This window comes from Streptomyces sp. NPDC054872, assembly GCF_053610705.1.
The window spans coordinates 108,140-126,096 of the sequence record NZ_JBSGYY010000014.1 but is presented as its reverse complement, the minus strand read 5'-3'; the positions used below and the strand labels follow the sequence as shown (position 1 = coordinate 126,096).

Sequence of the window (17,957 nt, the reverse complement as noted above, 5' to 3'; positions counted from 1 at the left end):
GGAGCCGTTGATGTCCTTGCCGACCGGCACGTTCGCCGCACCGTCCGCAACACCTGCCCTGCCCGCAACACCCGTGCTGCCCATGACAGCCGCCCAGCCCGCCGCCTTCGTCGCCGGTTCCCCCGTCGCCGTCGCCGGTGCCGCGCCCACCCGGCTGCCCGGCGCCGACCAAGCGGTGACGCACACCCTCCTCAACTGTCTGCTGCGCGAGGTCTCCGGTCCCGAGCACCAGACCGCCGTCGTCGACGGCGATCTCCTGCTCCGGCTGCCGCGCCGTGGGGTCCTCCTGCGCGTCGCGCTGCGCCGCACGTCCCTTCTCGGCGCCCACCGTTTCACCGGCCCGGTGACCGAGCAGCGGGACGGCACCTGGGTGGCGGTGGACTGGCCTCGCCTCGCCGAGTACACACATGCCGAGCTCTCGCTGCGTACCGGTGCGAGCAACGAGGAGTTCCTGGAGCAGATCGCCTCCAGCCATGCGGGGGTCAGCGCCGCGATCGCCGCCCGCCAGGCGCCCGGCACGGCAACGGCGGCCGCAACGGATCCGGCCCCCGAGTCGACGAGGACGGAACCGAAGTGGCTCGCGGACTACCTCGCCTCCGAGCAGTCCCTGCTGTTCGGCCACCGCTTCCACCCCACCCCCAAGGCGCGCGGCGGCAACCTCGCCGACTGGTCCGCGTACGCCCCCGAGACCGCGGCCTCCTTCCCCTTGCGCCACCTCGCCGTACGGGACCATCTGATCGCCGAGGAGTCGGCGTGGCCGGGCGCCACGGCACCGCTCGACCGCCTCGGCCCGGCGCCCGAGGGCTACCGGCTGCTGCCGGTGCACCCCTGGCAGTACGACCTGCTGCGGGAGCACCCAGGGCTGCGGGCCGCCCTTGCCCGCGAGGACATCATCGACCTGGGCCCCACCGGCTCCGCCTTCGCGGCCACCGCATCCGTGCGCACACTGTTCGACGGCGACACCTTCCTGAAGTTCAGCCTGAACGTCCGCATCACCAACTGCGTGCGCAAGAACGCCAGTTACGAGCTTTCGGGAGCCGTCGCGCTCACCCGCGTACTCGAAGGCGCCCTGGACGACCTGGCCGTCCGCTTCCCGGGCAGCGCGGTGCTGCGTGAGCCCGCCTACCGCGGCCTGGCGCTCGACGGACCCGGCGGACGTCCCGACCTCGCCCTTCTGGAGGGCTTCGGCGTCATCGTCCGCGAAGGTCTGGCCGGTCGGCTCCTTCCCGGTACGACGCCGCTGCTCGCCGCGGCCGTCGCGGACGAGTACCCGACAGGGCCCGGCCACATCTCCCGCCTCCTGCGGGGCGCGGGCCCGCAGCGGGCGCTCGACTGGTGGCGGACGTATCTGAGGCTTCTGCTGCCTCCGGTGCTCGCCGCGTACTTCGATCACGGCCTGGTGCTCGAACCGCATCTGCAGAACGTCCTCGTCTGCGTCGACGGCGACGGCATGCCCGCGCAGGTGCTCTTCCGCGACCTGGAGGGCACCAAGCTGATCCCCGAGCGCCACGCACGCACCCTGGCCGCGCTCCCGCCGGAGGTCGCGGGGCCGATGACGTACGACGCGCAGCGCGGCTGGGACCGCGTCGTGTACTGCCTTCTGGTGAACCACGTCGCCGAGCTGCTCGCCGCCCTCGCCGACCTTCATCCGCAGACGGAGCCCGCGCTCTGGTCGCACGTCCGCGCCACCCTGCAGGAGTTCGCGGACACGCACGGCTGCCCGCCACGGCTCAGCGCCCTGCTCGCCGGGGTGCCGCTGCCCGCCAAGGCCAATCTGCTCACCCGCTGGGAGCGCAAGGCCGACCGGGACGCGGGCTATGTCCGACTCACCTCGCCCTTTCCGCTCGCCGAGCACGTACGGGACCTGGGTGCCCGTACCGACGCACCTTGGAGCACCGCCGGATGACCGCCCCCGCCACCCCCACCGCCCCCGTACGTGAGCGCGCCCTCGGCCTGGCCGCCGAGGAACTCCCGGCGTATATCTACGACTTGTCCGCGCTCGACACCCATGCAGCGGCGGTGCGCGCCGCGCTCCCCCGGCAGGTCGAGCTCTACTACGCCGCCAAGGCCAATCCCGAGCCGGAGATCCTGACCGCGCTCGGCCCGCACGTCGATGGTTACGAGGTGTCGTCGGGCGGCGAACTCGCCCATGTGGCCAAGGCGGTGGCCGGGCGCCCGCTGGCCTTCGGCGGTCCCGGCAAGACACCGGACGAGATCACCGCCGCCCTGGAACTCGGCGTGGAACGCTTCCATGTGGAGAGCGCCTACGAGCTGCGGATGCTGGCCTCGATCGCCGCCCGCGTGGCGCCGCACACCCGCGTGGGCGTCCTGCTCCGGTTCAATCTCGGCCTCGACGCCGCGTCTCTTGCGGGCAGTTCCCTCGCGATGGGCGGACGCCCCACTCCCTTCGGTCTCGACCCGGCCGAGGCGGACTCCGTGGTCTCCCTGTTCACCGGCGGCGACCTCCCCCAGCTCCAACTGCTCGGTGTGCACGCCCATTTGGCCAGCGGGCTCGACGCACCGCGGCAGCTCACCGTCGCCGAGGCCATCGTGACGTGGTCGCAGGCACTTGCCGTCCGTCACGGCATCCACCTCGCGGAGGTGAACGTCGGCGGCGGGATGAGCGTCGACTACGCCGAGCCCGGCGCGCGCTTCGACTGGGCCGCGTACGGCGAGGGCCTCACCCGGCTCTGCGCGGCGCACCCCGGACTGACGCTGCGCATCGAGCCGGGGCGGTCACTGACCGCGTACTGCGGCTGGTACGCCACCGAGGTCCTCGACGTGAAGCAGAGCCACGGCGAGGAGTTCGCGGTGGTGCGCGGCGGCACCCACCATCTGCGCACTCCGGCGGCCAAGGGGCACGACCAGCCGTGCACGGTGCTCCCGGCGGCCGGGCCGTGGCCCCATCCCTGGCCGCGGTCCGAGGCCCGGCAGGACCGGGTGACGTTCGCGGGTCAGCTGTGCACCCCCAAGGACGTCCTGTCCCGGCAGGTTCCGGTGCCGGGGCTGCGGGCCGGGGACCGGGTGGTGTTCGCGATGGCGGGCGCGTACGCGTGGAACATCTCGCATCACGATTTCCTGATGCACCCGAGGCCGGGCTTCCACTTCCTCTGACCGCCGTCCTCCGTACGGGGTCGCGCGGGATCAGGCGCCGGTCGTGGAACCCGGCCTGACGATCATGAGGATGGTGACGGTGGCCCAGAGGAGGTTGAACACGCCGGTGTACATGGCGAGTTGCGAGCTCGTGCGCTCCCCCACGGCCACCGCGCCTGCCCCCTCGGCGAGTTGACCGAGCTGACCGCCCGCCCCCTCGCCGCCGCCTTGCCCTGCTCCGGCCACCGCGTCGAGCGCCGCCTCCTGGCGCGGCAGGACGAGGACGATGAGCACCACAGCGGCCGCCGTCGTCAGGATGATGGAGACGATCAGCCAGGCGCTGCCGAGCACGCCGAGACTCTGCGCGGTCACAAAACCGGTGATGGGGACGGCGACGCCGACGAACGCGTACACCGAGCAGATGCGCTGCAGCAGCCGCAGCGAGGCGAGGGCCGCCACGTCCCGCGGGTCGGCCTGGGCGCGCCGCAGGGCCGCGGGGAACATGCTGGCGGCGACGGTGACCGGGCCGACCGCGAGGATCGCGGCCAGCACATGCAGCGTCAGGAAGAACTTGGTCACGACGGGCCCTCGGGATTCGAAGAACGGCGGAGGTCACACGGCCCCGATCGGGACCCGGTGGCCGACATTAGTCAGCGCCCCGTCCACCGAACAGTGGCTTTAGTGACAGGCTTCGCAGAGATAACGCCATCGAATGCCAGGCCAGGTCATGAGCGGGGAAGAGGTATCGACGCCTGCGCACCGGCTTGGCGGGATCGTGTCTCTGACGTACGTTTCCGCCATGCACACCGTGGCCGTCCTGGCGCTGGACACCGTCATCCCGTTCGACCTGTCCACCCCCATCGAGGTCTTCGGCCGCACCCGGCTGCCCGGCGGAAGGCCCGGCTACCGCGTGCGCGTCTGCGCCGCCGCGCCCGAGACCGACGCCGGCCTGTTCACCCTCCGGGCGCCCTGGGGCCTTGAGGGGCTCGCGGACGCGGACACGATCATCGTGCCCGGCAGTGCCGACCTCTCCCGGCCCGTCCCCGGCGCGGCGCTCGACGCGCTGCGGGACGCGGCCGCCGACGGAACGCGGATCGCCTCGATCTGCGCGGGCACCTTCACCCTCGCCGCGGCCGGTCTGCTCTCCGGGCTGCGCGCCACCACGCACTGGGCGGCGGCCGCCGCGCTCGCAGAACGCCATCCCGACATCGACGTCGACCCGGACGTGCTCTACGTCGACAACGGGCAGATCCTGACCTCCGCCGGCGCAGCCGCCGGGCTCGACCTGTGTCTGCACCTGATCCGCAGGGACTACGGCTCGGCCGTCGCGGCGGACGCCGCCCGGCTCTCGGTGATGCCCCTGGAACGCGAGGGCGGCCAGGCCCAGTTCATCGTCCCGGAGGCTCCGCCCACACCGCAGGGCTCCGAACTGGAGCCGCTCCTGCGCTGGCTGGAGGAGAACGCCGGCCGTGAACTCACCCTGGAGGACATCGCGGGCCGGGCGGGCATGAGCACCCGTACCCTGCTGCGCCGCTTCCGGGACCAGACGGGCAGTACACCGCTGCAGTGGCTGCACCGCGCACGCATCCGGCAGGCCCAGCACCTGCTCGAATCGACGGGGCACTCCGTCGAGCGCATCGCCGTCCAGGTCGGCTTCGGCTCACCGACCGCGTTCCGCGACCGCTTCAAGCGCGTCGCCGGAGTCAGCCCGCAGGCGTATCGCAGGGCGTTCCAGTGACGCCGGGCGCCGGCCTTCGGCCGCCCGGCGACGCTCAGACCTTGCGCGCCTCGACGAGACACCAGCGGGGGCTGCCGTCGGCGCGGCGCCCGAACTCCTCCAGCGGGTGCAACCGCATCGTGAAGCCCGTCCGGAGCAGGTCCTCGAGCACACCCCGCAGGGGGAAGGTCCTGTAGTACATGACGAACGGCGGACGCCACAGCAGGTTCCGCACCCGCATCACCCCGTCGAAGCCGAGCAGCGCCCAGTACAGCGGCGAGGTCAGGGGCGGCGGCGCGCCGATCGGGAAGGCGAAGACCCCGCCGGGCCGCAGCGCTCCGCAGACCTCAGCGAACAGCCTCGGCCGCTCGGCGGGCAGAAAGTGCCCGAACGCCCCGAAGCTGACCGCCAGGTCGAATTCGTCGGCGAAGGGCAGGGCGCGGGCGTCGGCCCGCACCCACTCCACGGTGGGCCCGCCCTGGCGCGGGGCCACGGCCGCGTGCGCCTCGGTCAGCATCCCCGAACTGAAGTCGACCCCGGTGACCCGCTCCCGGCACAGCGGCAGCAGCGTCTCGACGCCCGCGCCGGTGCCGCAGCAGACATCGAGCCCCGCGTCGAACGGCCCGAGGCGCCCCAGGGTGCCCGCGACGGCGTGCAGCATCCGGTCGGGCGTGCGGAAAGGGGTGTGGTCGAACTTCGGGGCGAGCAGGTCATAGCCGTCCTCGATGGAGGAGAGAGCCTGCACGGCCAGTTCGCGGAGTGTGGGTCCCTGGGAGGTGAACACCGTACCCACCCTAGTCAGAGACGAGCGGCCGGGGCTCGACCTCGGACAAACCGGGGCATATCTTGGTAGTGGGACGGGCGACTCGGAAGAAGGGGGTCGTCATGGTCGAAGAGCTGCTCACGGCAGGGGCCGCGGTCGCGGCTGCCGGGCTCGTGTACGTGGCGTCGGCTGCCCGCGTGGTCAAGCAGTACGAGCGGGGCGTCGTGTTCCGCCTCGGCCGGTTGCGGGAGGAGATCCGCCAGCCGGGGTTCACCATGATCGTTCCCGGTGTGGACCGCCTGAGCAAGGTGAACTTGCAGATCGTGACGATGCCGGTGCCGGCGCAGGACGGCATCACGCGGGACAACGTGACCGTGCGCGTGGACGCGGTCATCTACTTCAAGGTGATCGACGCGGCGGACGCGGTGGTCAAGGTCGAGGACTACCGCTTCGCGGTCTCGCAGATGGCGCAGACGTCGCTGCGTTCGATCATCGGCAAGAGCGACCTGGACGACCTGCTCTCCAACCGCGAGAAACTCAACCAGGGACTGGAGTTGATGATCGACTCTCCCGCCATGGGCTGGGGTGTCCAGATCGACCGGGTCGAGATCAAGGACGTGTCGCTCCCGGAGACCATGAAGCGCTCGATGGCCCGGCAGGCCGAGGCCGACCGCGAGCGGCGGGCCCGCGTGATCAACGCGGACGCCGAGCTGCAGGCATCCAAGAAGCTGGCCGAGGCCGCACACCAGATGTCCGAGGAACCGGCCGCGCTGCAACTGCGGCTGCTTCAAACCGTGGTGGCCGTCGCCGCCGAGAAGAACTCGACCCTCGTACTGCCCTTCCCCGTGGAACTCCTGCGCTTCCTTGAGAAAGCCCAGCAGGCGCAGGCGCCGCCAATCGCACCACCGGCCCCAGCGGTGACCCCGGAACCGGGACGACCGGAGGCGGCGTAGCCACAGGGACGAGCCGAAGTGCTCTACGGGATCACCGGCGCCGGGAGCGGCCGGCCGGCGCCGGGAGGTGTACCGCGAGGAGCAAACCGGGAGGTCCACCGCGAGGAGCAAGCGGAGAGGTCCACCGCAAGGAGCAAATCGTGAGCCCCACCGCGAGGAGCAAAGGGCCAAGCAAACGGGCCGCGGCCGGTAGACCCCGCCGCCTGAGCACGAGGAGGCATGTCTCATGACCGGTGCCCGGACCACCACCGCGGCGGGCAAGACCCGGTTCGACGACATCTACGACGAGACCGACCCCCGCGCGTACTTCCGCACGCTGGCCCCTTTGCGGTACGAGATACCGCAGCAGGCTCAGGGCGTCTTCCGGCGCACGCTCGCCGAGCGGTCGGCGGTGCGCGGCACCCGTCTCCCCGTCACGGTCCTCGACCTCTGCTGCTCCTACGGGATCAACGCGGCGCTGCTCAACCACGACCTCACGCTCGGCGACCTGTACGCGCACTACATCAGCGCCGAGACCGCGGCCCTCACGCGGCGCGAGCTCGTCGAGGCCGACCGGGAGTTCTACGCCTCGCGGCGGCGCCCCGGCGCGGTCCCGGTCATCGGTCTCGACACCGCCGCCAACGCCACGCGCTACGCCCTGGAGGTGGGGCTGCTCGACGAGGCGCATGCCGAGAACCTGGAGCGCCACCCGCCCAGCGAGGGGCTGCGTGACGCCATGGGGCGCGTCGGCCTGATCACGGTCACCGGAGGCATCGGCTACATCACCCACCGCACCTTCGGCGCGCTCCTCGACGCGGCCCGCATCCCGGTGTGGGTGAGCGCGTTCGTCCTGCGTACGGTGCCTTTCCGGGAGATCCTCGCGACCCTGGACGCGCACGGCCTGGCCACCGACACCGATCCCGAACGGACTTACCCGCAGCGGATGTTCACCGATATCGCCGAGCAGAGCAGCGCGGTGGACCAGGTGCTCAGGGCCGGCGACGATCCCACGGGCCTGGAGGCGCAGGGCCGCTACTACGCCCGCCTGCACCAGTCACGGCCCCGCCCGGCATAGCCCTCGACAGCGGCGCTGCGGGGCATGGTCTCACCACGCCCCGCACCGCTGCGGCACCGCCCGAGCCGCCCCGCCCGTTCAGCTGGTGAAGAACTCGCTGACCTGCTCCGCGAACTGCTGCGGGCTCTGCTCGTGCACCCGGTGACCGACCGGGATCGAGATCACCCGGGAGTCGGGGATCGCCGCGCCCATGTCGGGGATGCGCTCCTGCGGCATGCTGCTGTCCGGACCGCCCGCGATGATCAGCGTCGGCGCGACGATCTCGCCGAGGCGCTCGGCCCACTCCGGGTCGGGGTCGAAGATCTGGGCGCGGACCGCGGGAGACACGGGCCAGTCGAAGTCGATGGCTTCGTCGGGGCGCGGGGTCTCGACCCAGTCGCGCGGGTAGGGCGGCGGCGTCTCCTCCAGGACGAGGCGCTCGACGCGGTCCGGGTGCTCCTGGGCGAGCAGATAGGCCACGACGCCGCCCATGGAGTGCCCCACGACGCCCACCCGGTCGAGGCCGAGCTCGTCGAGGAAACCGAGCACGTCGTCCCGCATCAACTCGACCGTGTACTCGTCCGGCCAGTCGCTCTCCCCGTGCCCGCGCAGATCGAGCGCGTACACCCGCCACTCCTGGCCGAGCGCCTGCCCGACCTCCTCCCAGCTCGCCGAGGAACCGCCGAGCCCGTGCAGCAGCACGACGGGCGCTCCGTACGAGTCGCCCCAGGTCCGATAGGCCAGGCGTACGTCGCCCACATCCACCACTGCGTGATCGCTCATGCCCCTGACGCTACAGCGCGTTGCGCGACCCATTGAGCAGTGGCCCGGACCCATGCTAGAAAGCGCTTGCTCTTCGCGCAGCCCTCGCGCCTCTTCCGTCGCACTCCCCCCTTCACCATCGGAGACCCCATGCACTCTCCTTGGTCCCGCCGCGCCTTCCTGCTCACCACCGGTGGCTCCGCGCTCGCCCTGACGGCCTCGGGGCTGCCCGCCGACAAGGTGTCGGCGGCGGAGCAAGCGGACGCCTACGAGGCGCTGCGCACCAGGTGGCGCGGCCTTCTCCTTGGTGAGGGCTTCTCCCCTACGGCCGAACCCTTCAAGAGTCGCCTGGCCGAACTGGGCGCCTCCGCACGGGAACTGCGCGACACCATGGCACCCGCCACCGGCTCCCTGTGGCCGGACGCCTCGTACGCCGACCCCGATCCGGACACCGACCAGGAGTCGTACGGATACTCCGCCAACGTGGTAACCGGTTACAGCAGGCTCAGCACCATGGCCCAGGCCTACCGGCAGGAGGGCACGGGCCTGACCGGCGACGCGAGCCTCCGGGCCGGCATCCTCCAGGGTCTCGATCATCTCTACGCCGAGGTCTACAACGAGAACCAGGCCCGCTTCGGCAACTGGTACAGCTGGCAGATAGGTGCCCCGCAGGCCCTCCTCGACGTCTGCGTGCTGATGTACGACCAGTTGTCCGCGACCCAGGTGGCCGACTGCTGCAGGGCCGTGGACCACTTCGTGCCCGACTCCGCGGTGGGCAGTTACACCGGGACGAGCACCGGGGCCAATCGAGTCGACCTGTGCCGTGTGCTCGCGCTGCGCGGGGTCGTCGGCGCCAGTGCCGCGAAGATCGCGCTGGCCAGGGACGCGCTCTCCCCCGTCTTCCCGTACGTGACGACCGGCGACGGCCTCTACACCGACGGCTCGTTCATCCAGCACACCACCGTGCCCTACACGGGCTCGTACGGATCGGTGATGCTGGGCGGCCTCGGCATGCTCTTCTCGCTGCTGCGGGGCTCCAGTTGGGAGGTCACGGACGCCAAGAAGCAGATCGTCTTCGACGCCGTGGAGAAGGCGTGGGCGCCCTTCATCTACAACGGCCTCGTCATGGACGGGGTGGCGGGCCGCGCCATCAGCCGCGGCCTCTCCGCTTCGGACGCCAAGAGGATCCAGGCGGACGACCACCGGCGCGGCCACCCCATCATGGCGGCCGTGGTGCTCCTCGGCCAGGGCGCGAGCGCCGCCGAGAACGCGCGCTGGCGCGGCCTGGTCAAGGGCTGGATGCGGCGCGACTACTACAGCCCGCCGTTGAGCGACGCCTCACTCGGTCTGACAAGTCTGGCCCGCCTGCACGGCGTTGAGAACGATGCGTCGGTGACCCCCATCGCCGAGCCAGTCGGCCACCGCCTCTTCCCCAACATGGCCCGCGCCACACACCGGCGCCCCGGCTGGGCCGCGTCGATCAGCATGGCCGATCCCCGCATCACGTACTACGAGACGGGCAACGGCGAGAACCTGCGCGGCTGGCACACCGGCTCCGGCATGCTCTATTGGTGGGGCGACAGTTACGCCAACGGGCAGTACAGCGACACCTTCTGGCCCACCGTCGACCCGTACCGCCTGCCCGGCATCACGGCCTCCCGCAAGCCGCTCGCGGATGCGGCGGGCGGCGACTGGGGCGCGTCCCTGCCGGACGTCAAGTGGGTGGGCGGGGCGAGTGACGGGCAGCGCGCCGCCATCGGGCAGTACGTGAAGGGCCTGCAGAGCACCCTGCGTGCGAAGAAGTCGTGGTTCTGCCTGGACGACGCGATCGTCTGCCTGGGCGCCGGCATCGCCTGTACGGACGGCACGGCGGTCGAGACGACCGTCGAGAACCGCAACCTCGGCCCGACGGGCACCACCTCCTTCCAGGTGGACGGTGCCGCCAAGCCGACCGCGTCCCCCTGGTCGGCGACGCTCACCGGCGCCAGGTGGGCGCACATCGGGGGCCACGGCGGCTATGTCTTCCCCGGTGGCGCGACCGTCAAGGCGCTGCGCGAGGAGCGCACCGGCCAGTGGAGCGACATCAACAAGGGCGGCGCGACGACCGCGATCGCACGCAAGTACCTCACGATGTACGTCGACCACGGCTCGGCCCCGACGAACGGCACGTACGCCTACGTCCTGATGCCGGGTGCGAGCGCGACGCAGACGGCGGCCTTGTCGGCGGCCACCGGATGGCTCCAGATCCTTGCCAACTCCGACCAGCAGCAGGGCGTTTCCGTACCCTCGCTCGGCTTCACCGGGGTCAACTTCTGGTTCGGCGGCACGGTCGGCAAGCTCACCGCGAGCGCGCCCTGCTCCGTGCAGATCAGCGAGAAGAGCGACGGCACCGCGGTCATCTGCGTCAGCGACCCGATGCGCGCACAGGCCGCCCTGACCCTGACCTGGAGTCGCGCCGTGGCCGCGGTGACGGCCAAGCCCGCCACGGTCACCTCGGCGGTGACCGGGGCGGCCCTGAAGCTGACCTTCGGGGACCTCAGCGGCACGAAGGGTGCCACCCAGCGGATCACGGTCAGGCTTGGCTGAGGTCCGGTCGGGGGCGCGGCCACCCGAACCGCGCCCCGTGTCCTTAGCACCGATGCTTTCCGGTCGACCCTCGATTCCGGTAGAAAATCAAAACAACTGTCTTCGCAGGTCAGGCAGTTGTTCTCGCTTGCACCATCGCTTCCGGTCCATATGGTGGACATGCGCGAGGCCTCTTCGTACCCCCTTGGCGCCCGCCCTGAGCTGCCCGAACAGTCGTCCGGCGACCGCTCAGCGGACACATGCATCCGGAAATCGACCATGCATTTGGTGCTCACTCTCCGCACCGGCAAGACTCCCGTCAGCAACCAGGACCACACCCGCATCAAAGGAGAGTTGACGTGCGTTTCTTCCTCAAGACGGTGGGCGCCACCGCTGTCGTGGCCGCCTGCGTGATGTCCGGAACCTCTGGCACGGCACAGGCGCAGCCCAAGGCGGCCGACGCCGGCCTCCACGCGCCCTCGTCACTGGTCCTCGCCGTCGGCCAGGGCGAGGAGGCGGACACCGCGACCATGCAACGCGCCGTGACGCTGAACTGCGCGCCCAAGGCCTCGGGGACCCACCCCTCGGCGTCCGCCGCCTGCGCCGAACTGCGCGCCGTGAACGGTGAGTTCGCCCAGCTGGTCAGCACGTCACCTGCCGCGTTCTGTACGAAGGAGTGGCAGCCCGTCGTCGTCACCGTCGACGGTGTGTGGCAGGGCCGGCGCGTCGCGTGGAGCCAGACCTTCGGCAACAGCTGCGAGATGCGGGCGGGCCTGGCGGAAGGCGCGGCCTTCTCGTTCTGAGCCTGCCCCCACGACCGCGCCTTGGACGACGCCCCAGCGCCGTCCAAGGCGCTTTCGGCGCTGCGGCACCTCGACGCGGGCATGCGGCACCTCGACGCGGGCGTCACCGATCGCTGAGAATCCACCGGTGACATGTCGCCGGAAACTTTTTCCCTCGGCATGTCGATCCGAGCGATCGGCGTTCGTATGGACAGTGAGAGGCCGGCCGAGGCCGGTCAGAGGTGATCCGCCGGTCCGCGAGGGAGAGACAGCCATGAACCAGTACTTGATCAGCGTCTACCAGCCCGACGGCGGCGTGCCGGAGCCGGAGATCCTCGAACCGATCATGCGGGACGTCGAAGCGGTGAACGCCGAGCTCAGGGAGGCGGGCGCCTGGGTGTTCGCCGGGGGCCTCTTCCCGCCGAGCACGGCGACCGTGCTGCGCCTCAAGGACAGCGAGGTGCTCACGACCGACGGCCCGTACGTCGAGGGCAAGGAGCATCTGGGCGGCTTCACCGTCATCCGGGCGGCCGATCTGGACGAGGCTCTCGCCTGGGGCGCCAAGGTGGCCCGCGCCATCACCCTGCCCGTCGAGGTCAGGCCGCTGCAGCACGGGACCTGCTAGTGACTCCGGGCTCCCCGGAGCCGGACTCCGCGGGGTCGGACTCCGCGGGGTCGGATCTCCCGCGGCCGGTCCACCCGGAAGTCACTTCGGGGGTGATCGAGCAGGTCTTCCGCGCGGAGTACGGGCGCGCCGTGGCCGTCCTGGTCCGCGTCTTCGGCGACATCGACATCGCCGAGGAGGCGGTCCAGGAGGCGTTCACCACGGCGGCGCAGCGGTGGCCTTCCAGCGGCCTGCCGCCGAGCCCGGCAGGCTGGATCATCACCACCGCCCGCAACCGCGCGATCGACCGTCTCCGCAAGGAGGCGTCCCGCGAGGACCGGCACGCGCAGGCCGCCCTGCTGCACGCCCACGAGGCACCGGCCTGGGAGGGACCCGTGCGCGACGACCGACTGCGTCTGATCTTCACCTGCTGCCACCCGGCGCTCGCCCCCGCGGCACGGGTGGCCCTCACGCTGCGTCTGCTGGGCGGCCTCACCACCACGGAGATCGCCCGCGCCTTCCTGGTGCCGGAGCCGACGATGGCCCAGCGGATCGTGCGGGCGAAGGGCAAGATCCGCGACGCGCACATCCCGTACCGGATCCCCAGCGACGCGGACCTGCCGGAGCGGCTCCGCGCGGTCCTGGCCGTCGTCTATCTGGTGTTCAACGAGGGGCACACGGCCAGCGCGGGAGAGGAGCTCGTCCGCGACGACCTCTGCGCGGAGGCCGTCCGCCTCGGACGGCTCCTGACCGAGCTGATGCCCGACGAACCGGAGGCCCTGGGGCTGCTCGCGCTGATGTTGCTCTCCGAGTCGCGGCGGGCGGCCAGGACCACCGCCGACGGCCGGCTCGTGCTCCTCGCCGACCAGGACCGCGGCCGATGGGACCGCGCCCTGATCGCCGAGGGCCAGGAACTCGTCCGCCGCTGCCTGCGCCGCGGCCGGCCGGGGCCGTACCAGATCCAGGCCGCGATCAACGCCGTGCACAGCGACGCGACGACCGCGGCCGCCACGGACTGGGGCCAGATCCTGCAGCTGTACGACCAGCTCCTGGCCGTCGCGCCGAGCCCGGTCGCGGCCCTCAACCGCGCGGTGGCGGTCGCCGAAGTCAAGGGCCCCGCCGAGGCGTTGTCCCTCGTCGACGACCTGGGCCTCGACGGGTACCACGTCTTTCACGCCGTCCGCGCCGACCTGCTCCGGCGCCTGGGCCGCACCGACGAGGCCAACGCCGCGTACGACGCCGCCCTCACCCGCACCGAGAACGCGGCCGAGCGTGCGTTCCTGCTCGGCCGCCGGCAGGAGGGTCCGGCCCCCCGGTTAGGGTGACGCATGACCACGGTCCACGCCCAGGAGATCAGCACCGCCCGCCTCGTCCTCGTACCTCTCCGGATCGAGCACGCCGACGAGATGGCCGTGGCGCTCTCCGATCCGGCCCTGCACACCTTCATCGGCGGCTCCCCCGACGATCCGCAGGCCCTGCGTGCCCGCTACCGGCGGATGACCGCCGGGTCCCCCGACCCCGCGGTCTCCTGGTGCAACTGGGTGCTGCGCCTGCGCGACGAGGACTGCCTCGTCGGGACCGTGCAGGCGACGGTGGTGCCCGCCGACACCGACGGCGGCCTTGTCGCGGAGATCGCCTGGGTGGTGGGAACTCCCTGGCAGGGGCGGGGCATCGCCGTGGAAGCGGCCCGCGCCCTCGTAGACCGGCTGGCGGGTGACCCGGCCGTGCGCGGCGTCATCGCCCACGTCCACCCGGACCACCGGGCATCGGCCGCCGTCGCCGCCGCCGCGGGCCTCGCCCCCACGGACGAGTGGCAGGACGGCGAGGTGAAGTGGCTGCGCACGCTCGCGCGTTGAGCGAGGCCGGCGCCCGCGCCTCGTAGAAGAGACTCAGTACGGGCGGTCGCCCGCGATCGCGACGCGTTCGGCCACGCGACGGTGCGGGGCGTAGTCGTCGACGGCGTAGTGCTGGGTGGAGCGGTTGTCCCAGAAGGCCACGTCACCCGCCTGCCAGTGGAACCGCACCTGGTACTCCGGAACCTGCGCCTGCCGCACGAGGTAGCTCAGCAGCCGGTCGCTCTCGGCCCGCTCCATGCCCACGATGTGCGTGGTGAAGGAGGTGTTCACGAAGAGCATCTTCCGGCCGGTCTCCGGGTGCCTGCGCACCACGGGGTGGGTGACCGGCGGGAACTGCTCCTGGAGGGGGATCAGCTTCTCGGGGCCGTAGAAGCGGACGAAGCCGGGGATGAAGTCGTGCACCGCGTGGGCGTCCTCGACGCGGGCCTTCACCTCGTCGGGCAGGTTGTCGTACGCGGCGGCCATGTCCGCCCACATCGTGTCGCCGCCCACCGGCGGCACCTCGCGCAGTTGCAGGACGGCGCCGAGCGCGGGGCGTTCGCGGAAGGTGACGTCGGCGTGCCAGACGTTCTCGTACGTGGGCGTCGCGCTGCCGCCCTTGTCGAACCGCACGACGTCATCGGCCGAGCCGCGTGCGAGCAGCGGGTTGGTCTCCAACTCGCCCCAGTTCAGGGCGAACGCGCGCTGCTGCTCGGAGGTGATCCCGGCGCCGCGGAAGAAGAGCACCTTCCACTCCAGGAGGGCGCGGTTGAGCTCCTCACGCAGCGCGGGCGTGAGCGGCTCGGCGAGATCGACGCCGCGGATCTCTGCGCCGATGAGACGCCCCTGGGGGACCACGTCGATCAGTTCGTACGGGCGCTCTTCCCAGCCCTCGGGGACGCGGCGCAGGGTGCGACGGCCCTCGTACATGCCGTCGGCGGGTACGCGGGCGTCACGGAGCGCGGGAGAGCCGGTGGAGGCAGGAGAGGCGGGAGAGACGGCAGGGGAAACCACGGCCATGGTGATGTGATCCTTCAGTGGTGAGTGAACGGGTGGCGTCACGGGCCGAAACCTCGGACGGCTGGAGACGAATCCCCGGGCAGCTAGCGACCCGATCGCTCGCACCCACAGCGCCACGGAACCTGGAAGGTCCTCACGGCGGCGGTCAGGTGCTGGATCATGCACACCATTGTGTATGGCTATGCCTTGCGGAGCAAACCCCCGTACTCGTAGATCCCCTTGCTCTGCTCGGTGGCGCCCAGATAGGGGGCCAGGTCCTCGTGGACCGGTGCCAGCGGGGGCTGGTCGGCGTCGGGGCGCCAGTCGACCAGGTTCACCAGGCCGGGCTCGACCGGATCGAGGCCGTCCAGGAGGGTGTCGACCTCGGCCGGGGTGCGGGTCTGCCAGGGGACGCCGCCGCCGGAGATGTGCGCGCTCATCGCGGCGCCGCGGGCCGGATCGTCGGCGACGACCTGCGAGAGGCCGAGGTAACTGCCGGGCGCCGCCTTGTCGATGATCGTGCGCAACACGTGGCGGGGGTCGTCGGCGTCGGTGAGGTGGTGCACCACCGAGAGGAAGAGCACCGCGACCGGCTCGTCGAAGTCGATGAGCCGGACGACGTCGGGGTGACCGAGGATCGCGTCCTGGTCGCGCATGTCGCCGTGGACGACGGCGGTGGTGGAGTCGTCGGCGAGCAGCGCCCTGCCGTGCGCGAGGACGATCGGGTCGACGTCCACGTACACGACGCGGGTGTCGGGTGCGAAGCGCCGGGCGACCTGGTGGACGTTCTCGTCGGTCGGCAGACCGCAGCCCATGTCGATGAACTGGCGGATGCCCGCCACGGTGAGGTGGCGCACGACACGGAACAGGAACTCGCGGTTCTGGCGGGCGATGTCGACGCACTCGGGGAAGTCGGGCAGCGTCCGCAGCAGGAATTCGCGGTCGACCGCGTAGTTGTCCTTGCCGCCGAGCATCCAGCCGTAGGCGCGCGCCGATGTCGGCACGTCGAAGGGAATGGACATCAACTCGGGCTGGTCGTCTGCCGCCACAGCGCGTTCTCCACCTCTCCCGGAGGGACCTGTTGCTCTGTTTCGTCACGGCGACACTATCCCGTGACTCACGAGCGGGTGAACCTGCCACGCATCTCCAACGGGCTTGCCTGCAGAGGCCGTTGAGGAGCCGTCGAGAAGACGGGGCAGGCCGGGCCACATGACATCGGACACCCGACCGCCCGCGGGGCGACCGGATGGCGCATGATCGGACGTGCGGAGTCACGTACCACCCGATACGTACCACTCGATACGTACCACCAGAGAGGACCTCCCCATGGAAGACCGCTTCGACGTCGTCGTGCTCGGAGCAGGACCCGGCGGCTATGTGGCCGCCATCCGCGCCGCCCAGCTGGGCAAGCGGGTAGCGGTCGTCGAGGAGAAGTACTGGGGAGGTGTCTGCCTGAACGTCGGCTGCATCCCGACCAAGGCGCTGCTGCGCAACGCCGAGCTGGCCCATCTGTTCACGCACGAGCAGAAGACGTACGGCATCAAGGTCGACGGGAACGTGTCCTTCGACTACGGCGAGGCGTTCAACCGCAGCCGCACGGTCGCGGACGGCCGCGTCAAGGGCGTCCACTTCCTGATGAAGAAGAACAAGATCACGGAGTTCGACGGCCGGGGAACGTTCCTCGATGCGAACACCCTGCAGGTCGCCAAGTCGGACGGCTCCACGGACACGATCACGTTCGAGAACTGCATCATCGCCACGGGCGCCACCCCGAAGCTGCTGCCTGGCACGCGGCGCTCCGAGCGGGTCGTGACGTACGAGGAGCAGATCCTCGCCGACTCCGTGCCGGAGTCGATCGTGATCGCGGGCGCGGGCGCCATCGGCATCGAGTTCGCGTACGTCCTGCACAACTACGGCGTGAAGGTCACGATCGTCGAGTTCCTCGACCGCATCGCACCCCTGGAGGACGCGGACGTCTCCACGGAGCTGGCCAAGCAGTACCGCAAGCTCGGCATCGACGTGAAGACCTCGACCCGCGTCGAGTCGATCGACGAGTCCGGCGCCAAGGTCAAGGTCACCGTGACGGGCAAGGACGGCAAGCAGGAAGTCCTGGAGGCGGACAAGGTCCTGCAGGCCATCGGCTTCGCGCCGAACGTCCAGGGCTTCGGCCTGGAGGCCACGGGCGTGGCGCTGACCGAGCGCGGCGCCATCGACATCGACGGGCGCGGGCGGACGAACGTGCCGCACATCTACGCCATCGGTGACGTCACCGCGAAGCTGATGCTCGCGCACACCGCCGAGTCCATGGGTGTCGTGGCCGCCGAGACCCTCGCGGGCGCCGAGACGATGGAGCTCGACTACCCGATGATCCCGCGCGCCACCTACTCCCAGCCGCAGATCGCCAGCTTCGGCTGGACCGAGGCGCAGGCCAAGGAGAAGGGCTTCGACGTCAAGGTCGCCAAGTTCCCGTTCATGGCGAACGGCAAGGCGCACGGCCTGGGCGACACCACCGGCTTCGTGAAGATCATCAGCGATGCGCGGTACGGCGAGATCATCGGCGCCCACCTGATCGGCCCGGACGTCACCGAGCTCCTTCCCGAGCTGACCCTGGCCCAGCAGTGGGACCTGACCGTGCACGAGGTCGCCCGCAACGTGCACGCGCACCCGACGCTCGGCGAGGCGGTCAAGGAAGCGGTGCACGGCCTGGCCGGGCACATGATCAACTTCTGAGCCCGCACGGACCCCGGGGAGCGCCCCGCCCTTTCGCCGTACGGCTCAAGTGGCGGGGCCGCCCGGTCCGGAAGATCCTTGGTCAGAACGCGCCGTTTCGCCTCGGGGGTGAGGGAGAGGC

General features: G+C 71.1%; 15 protein-coding genes and 1 pseudogene. 11 read left to right on the top strand and 5 right to left on the bottom strand.

Annotated features, from left to right (window positions below; all coding sequences use genetic code 11):
* The first annotated feature begins 82 nt into the window (after window positions 1-82).
* Window positions 83-1,906, top strand: coding sequence for an IucA/IucC family protein (locus ACWGIH_RS19340; protein ID WP_453448004.1), 1,824 nt, complete (start codon window positions 83-85; stop codon window positions 1,904-1,906).
* Complete coding sequence (locus ACWGIH_RS19335) at window positions 1,903-3,114, top strand: type III PLP-dependent enzyme (RefSeq protein ID WP_453447856.1); 1,212 nt, start codon at window positions 1,903-1,905, stop codon at window positions 3,112-3,114. The genes ACWGIH_RS19340 and ACWGIH_RS19335 overlap by 4 nt, the downstream gene beginning before the upstream one ends.
* A 30-nt stretch (window positions 3,115-3,144) precedes the next feature.
* Here the strand turns inward: ACWGIH_RS19335 and ACWGIH_RS19330 are convergent, their stop codons facing one another.
* Window positions 3,145-3,672 carry a hypothetical protein gene (locus ACWGIH_RS19330; RefSeq protein ID WP_453447858.1) on the bottom strand — a complete coding sequence of 176 codons (528 nt, stop codon included), beginning with the start codon at window positions 3,670-3,672 and terminating at the stop codon, window positions 3,145-3,147.
* A 220-nt stretch (window positions 3,673-3,892) separates the two neighbouring features.
* Between ACWGIH_RS19330 and ACWGIH_RS19325 the strand changes: the two genes are divergently transcribed.
* Window positions 3,893-4,831, top strand: coding sequence for a GlxA family transcriptional regulator (locus tag ACWGIH_RS19325; protein ID WP_453447859.1), 939 nt, complete (start codon window positions 3,893-3,895; stop codon window positions 4,829-4,831).
* 34 nt (window positions 4,832-4,865) lie between these two features.
* Here ACWGIH_RS19325 and ACWGIH_RS19320 read toward each other — a convergent pair whose 3' ends face one another.
* Window positions 4,866-5,594 (bottom strand): class I SAM-dependent methyltransferase, encoded by a 729-nt coding sequence (locus ACWGIH_RS19320; RefSeq protein WP_453447860.1) that lies wholly within the window; start codon window positions 5,592-5,594, stop codon window positions 4,866-4,868.
* A 101-nt stretch (window positions 5,595-5,695) separates the two neighbouring features.
* Here ACWGIH_RS19320 and ACWGIH_RS19315 point away from each other — a divergent pair.
* Window positions 5,696-6,514 (top strand): annotated as a pseudogene (locus ACWGIH_RS19315) (slipin family protein); the annotation flags it as partial.
* A gap of 238 nt (window positions 6,515-6,752) precedes the next feature.
* Entirely contained in the window at window positions 6,753-7,580 is an 828-nt protein-coding gene (locus ACWGIH_RS19310; protein ID WP_453447861.1) for a hypothetical protein, read from the top strand.
* Window positions 7,581-7,658: 78 nt separating this feature from the next.
* On the opposite strand, the gene ACWGIH_RS19305 is transcribed toward ACWGIH_RS19310, so the two are convergent.
* On the bottom strand, window positions 7,659-8,342 hold the full coding sequence (locus tag ACWGIH_RS19305) for an alpha/beta fold hydrolase (RefSeq protein WP_453447862.1): 684 nt from the start codon (window positions 8,340-8,342) through the stop codon (window positions 7,659-7,661).
* A gap of 129 nt (window positions 8,343-8,471) precedes the next feature.
* On the opposite strand from ACWGIH_RS19305, the gene ACWGIH_RS19300 reads away from it, so the two are divergent.
* The 5 genes from ACWGIH_RS19300 (at window position 8,472) to ACWGIH_RS19280 (ending at window position 14,128) form a co-directional block, all read left to right on the top strand.
* Window positions 8,472-10,907: a polysaccharide lyase 8 family protein gene (locus ACWGIH_RS19300; RefSeq protein WP_453447864.1), complete on the top strand. Its 2,436-nt coding sequence runs from the start codon at window positions 8,472-8,474 to the stop codon at window positions 10,905-10,907.
* Window positions 10,908-11,245: 338 nt separating this feature from the next.
* Entirely contained in the window at window positions 11,246-11,689 is a 444-nt protein-coding gene (locus tag ACWGIH_RS19295) for a subtilase-type protease inhibitor (protein ID WP_453447866.1), read from the top strand.
* Window positions 11,690-11,942: 253 nt separating this feature from the next.
* The gene (locus tag ACWGIH_RS19290) at window positions 11,943-12,293 is read left to right on the top strand and encodes a YciI family protein (RefSeq protein WP_453447867.1); all 351 of its coding nucleotides are present in this window, start codon (window positions 11,943-11,945) and stop codon (window positions 12,291-12,293) included.
* A gap of 92 nt (window positions 12,294-12,385) precedes the next feature.
* Window positions 12,386-13,597, top strand: a complete 1,212-nt coding sequence (locus ACWGIH_RS19285; RefSeq protein WP_453447868.1) for an RNA polymerase sigma factor — start codon at window positions 12,386-12,388, stop codon at window positions 13,595-13,597.
* 3 nt (window positions 13,598-13,600) lie between these two features.
* Entirely contained in the window at window positions 13,601-14,128 is a 528-nt protein-coding gene (locus ACWGIH_RS19280; protein ID WP_453447870.1) for a GNAT family N-acetyltransferase, read from the top strand.
* Between the two features lie 33 nt (window positions 14,129-14,161).
* Here ACWGIH_RS19280 and ACWGIH_RS19275 read toward each other — a convergent pair whose 3' ends face one another.
* Entirely contained in the window at window positions 14,162-15,037 is an 876-nt protein-coding gene (locus ACWGIH_RS19275) for a TauD/TfdA dioxygenase family protein (RefSeq protein WP_453448005.1), read from the bottom strand.
* 269 nt (window positions 15,038-15,306) lie between these two features.
* Window positions 15,307-16,155, bottom strand: a complete 849-nt coding sequence (locus tag ACWGIH_RS19270) for an SAM-dependent methyltransferase (protein ID WP_453447871.1) — start codon at window positions 16,153-16,155, stop codon at window positions 15,307-15,309.
* 277 nt (window positions 16,156-16,432) lie between these two features.
* Here ACWGIH_RS19270 and lpdA point away from each other — a divergent pair, with 277 nt between their 5' ends.
* Window positions 16,433-17,836: a dihydrolipoyl dehydrogenase gene (gene lpdA / locus ACWGIH_RS19265; RefSeq protein WP_453447873.1), complete on the top strand. Its 1,404-nt coding sequence runs from the start codon at window positions 16,433-16,435 to the stop codon at window positions 17,834-17,836.
* The last annotated feature ends 121 nt before the right edge of the window (window positions 17,837-17,957 follow it).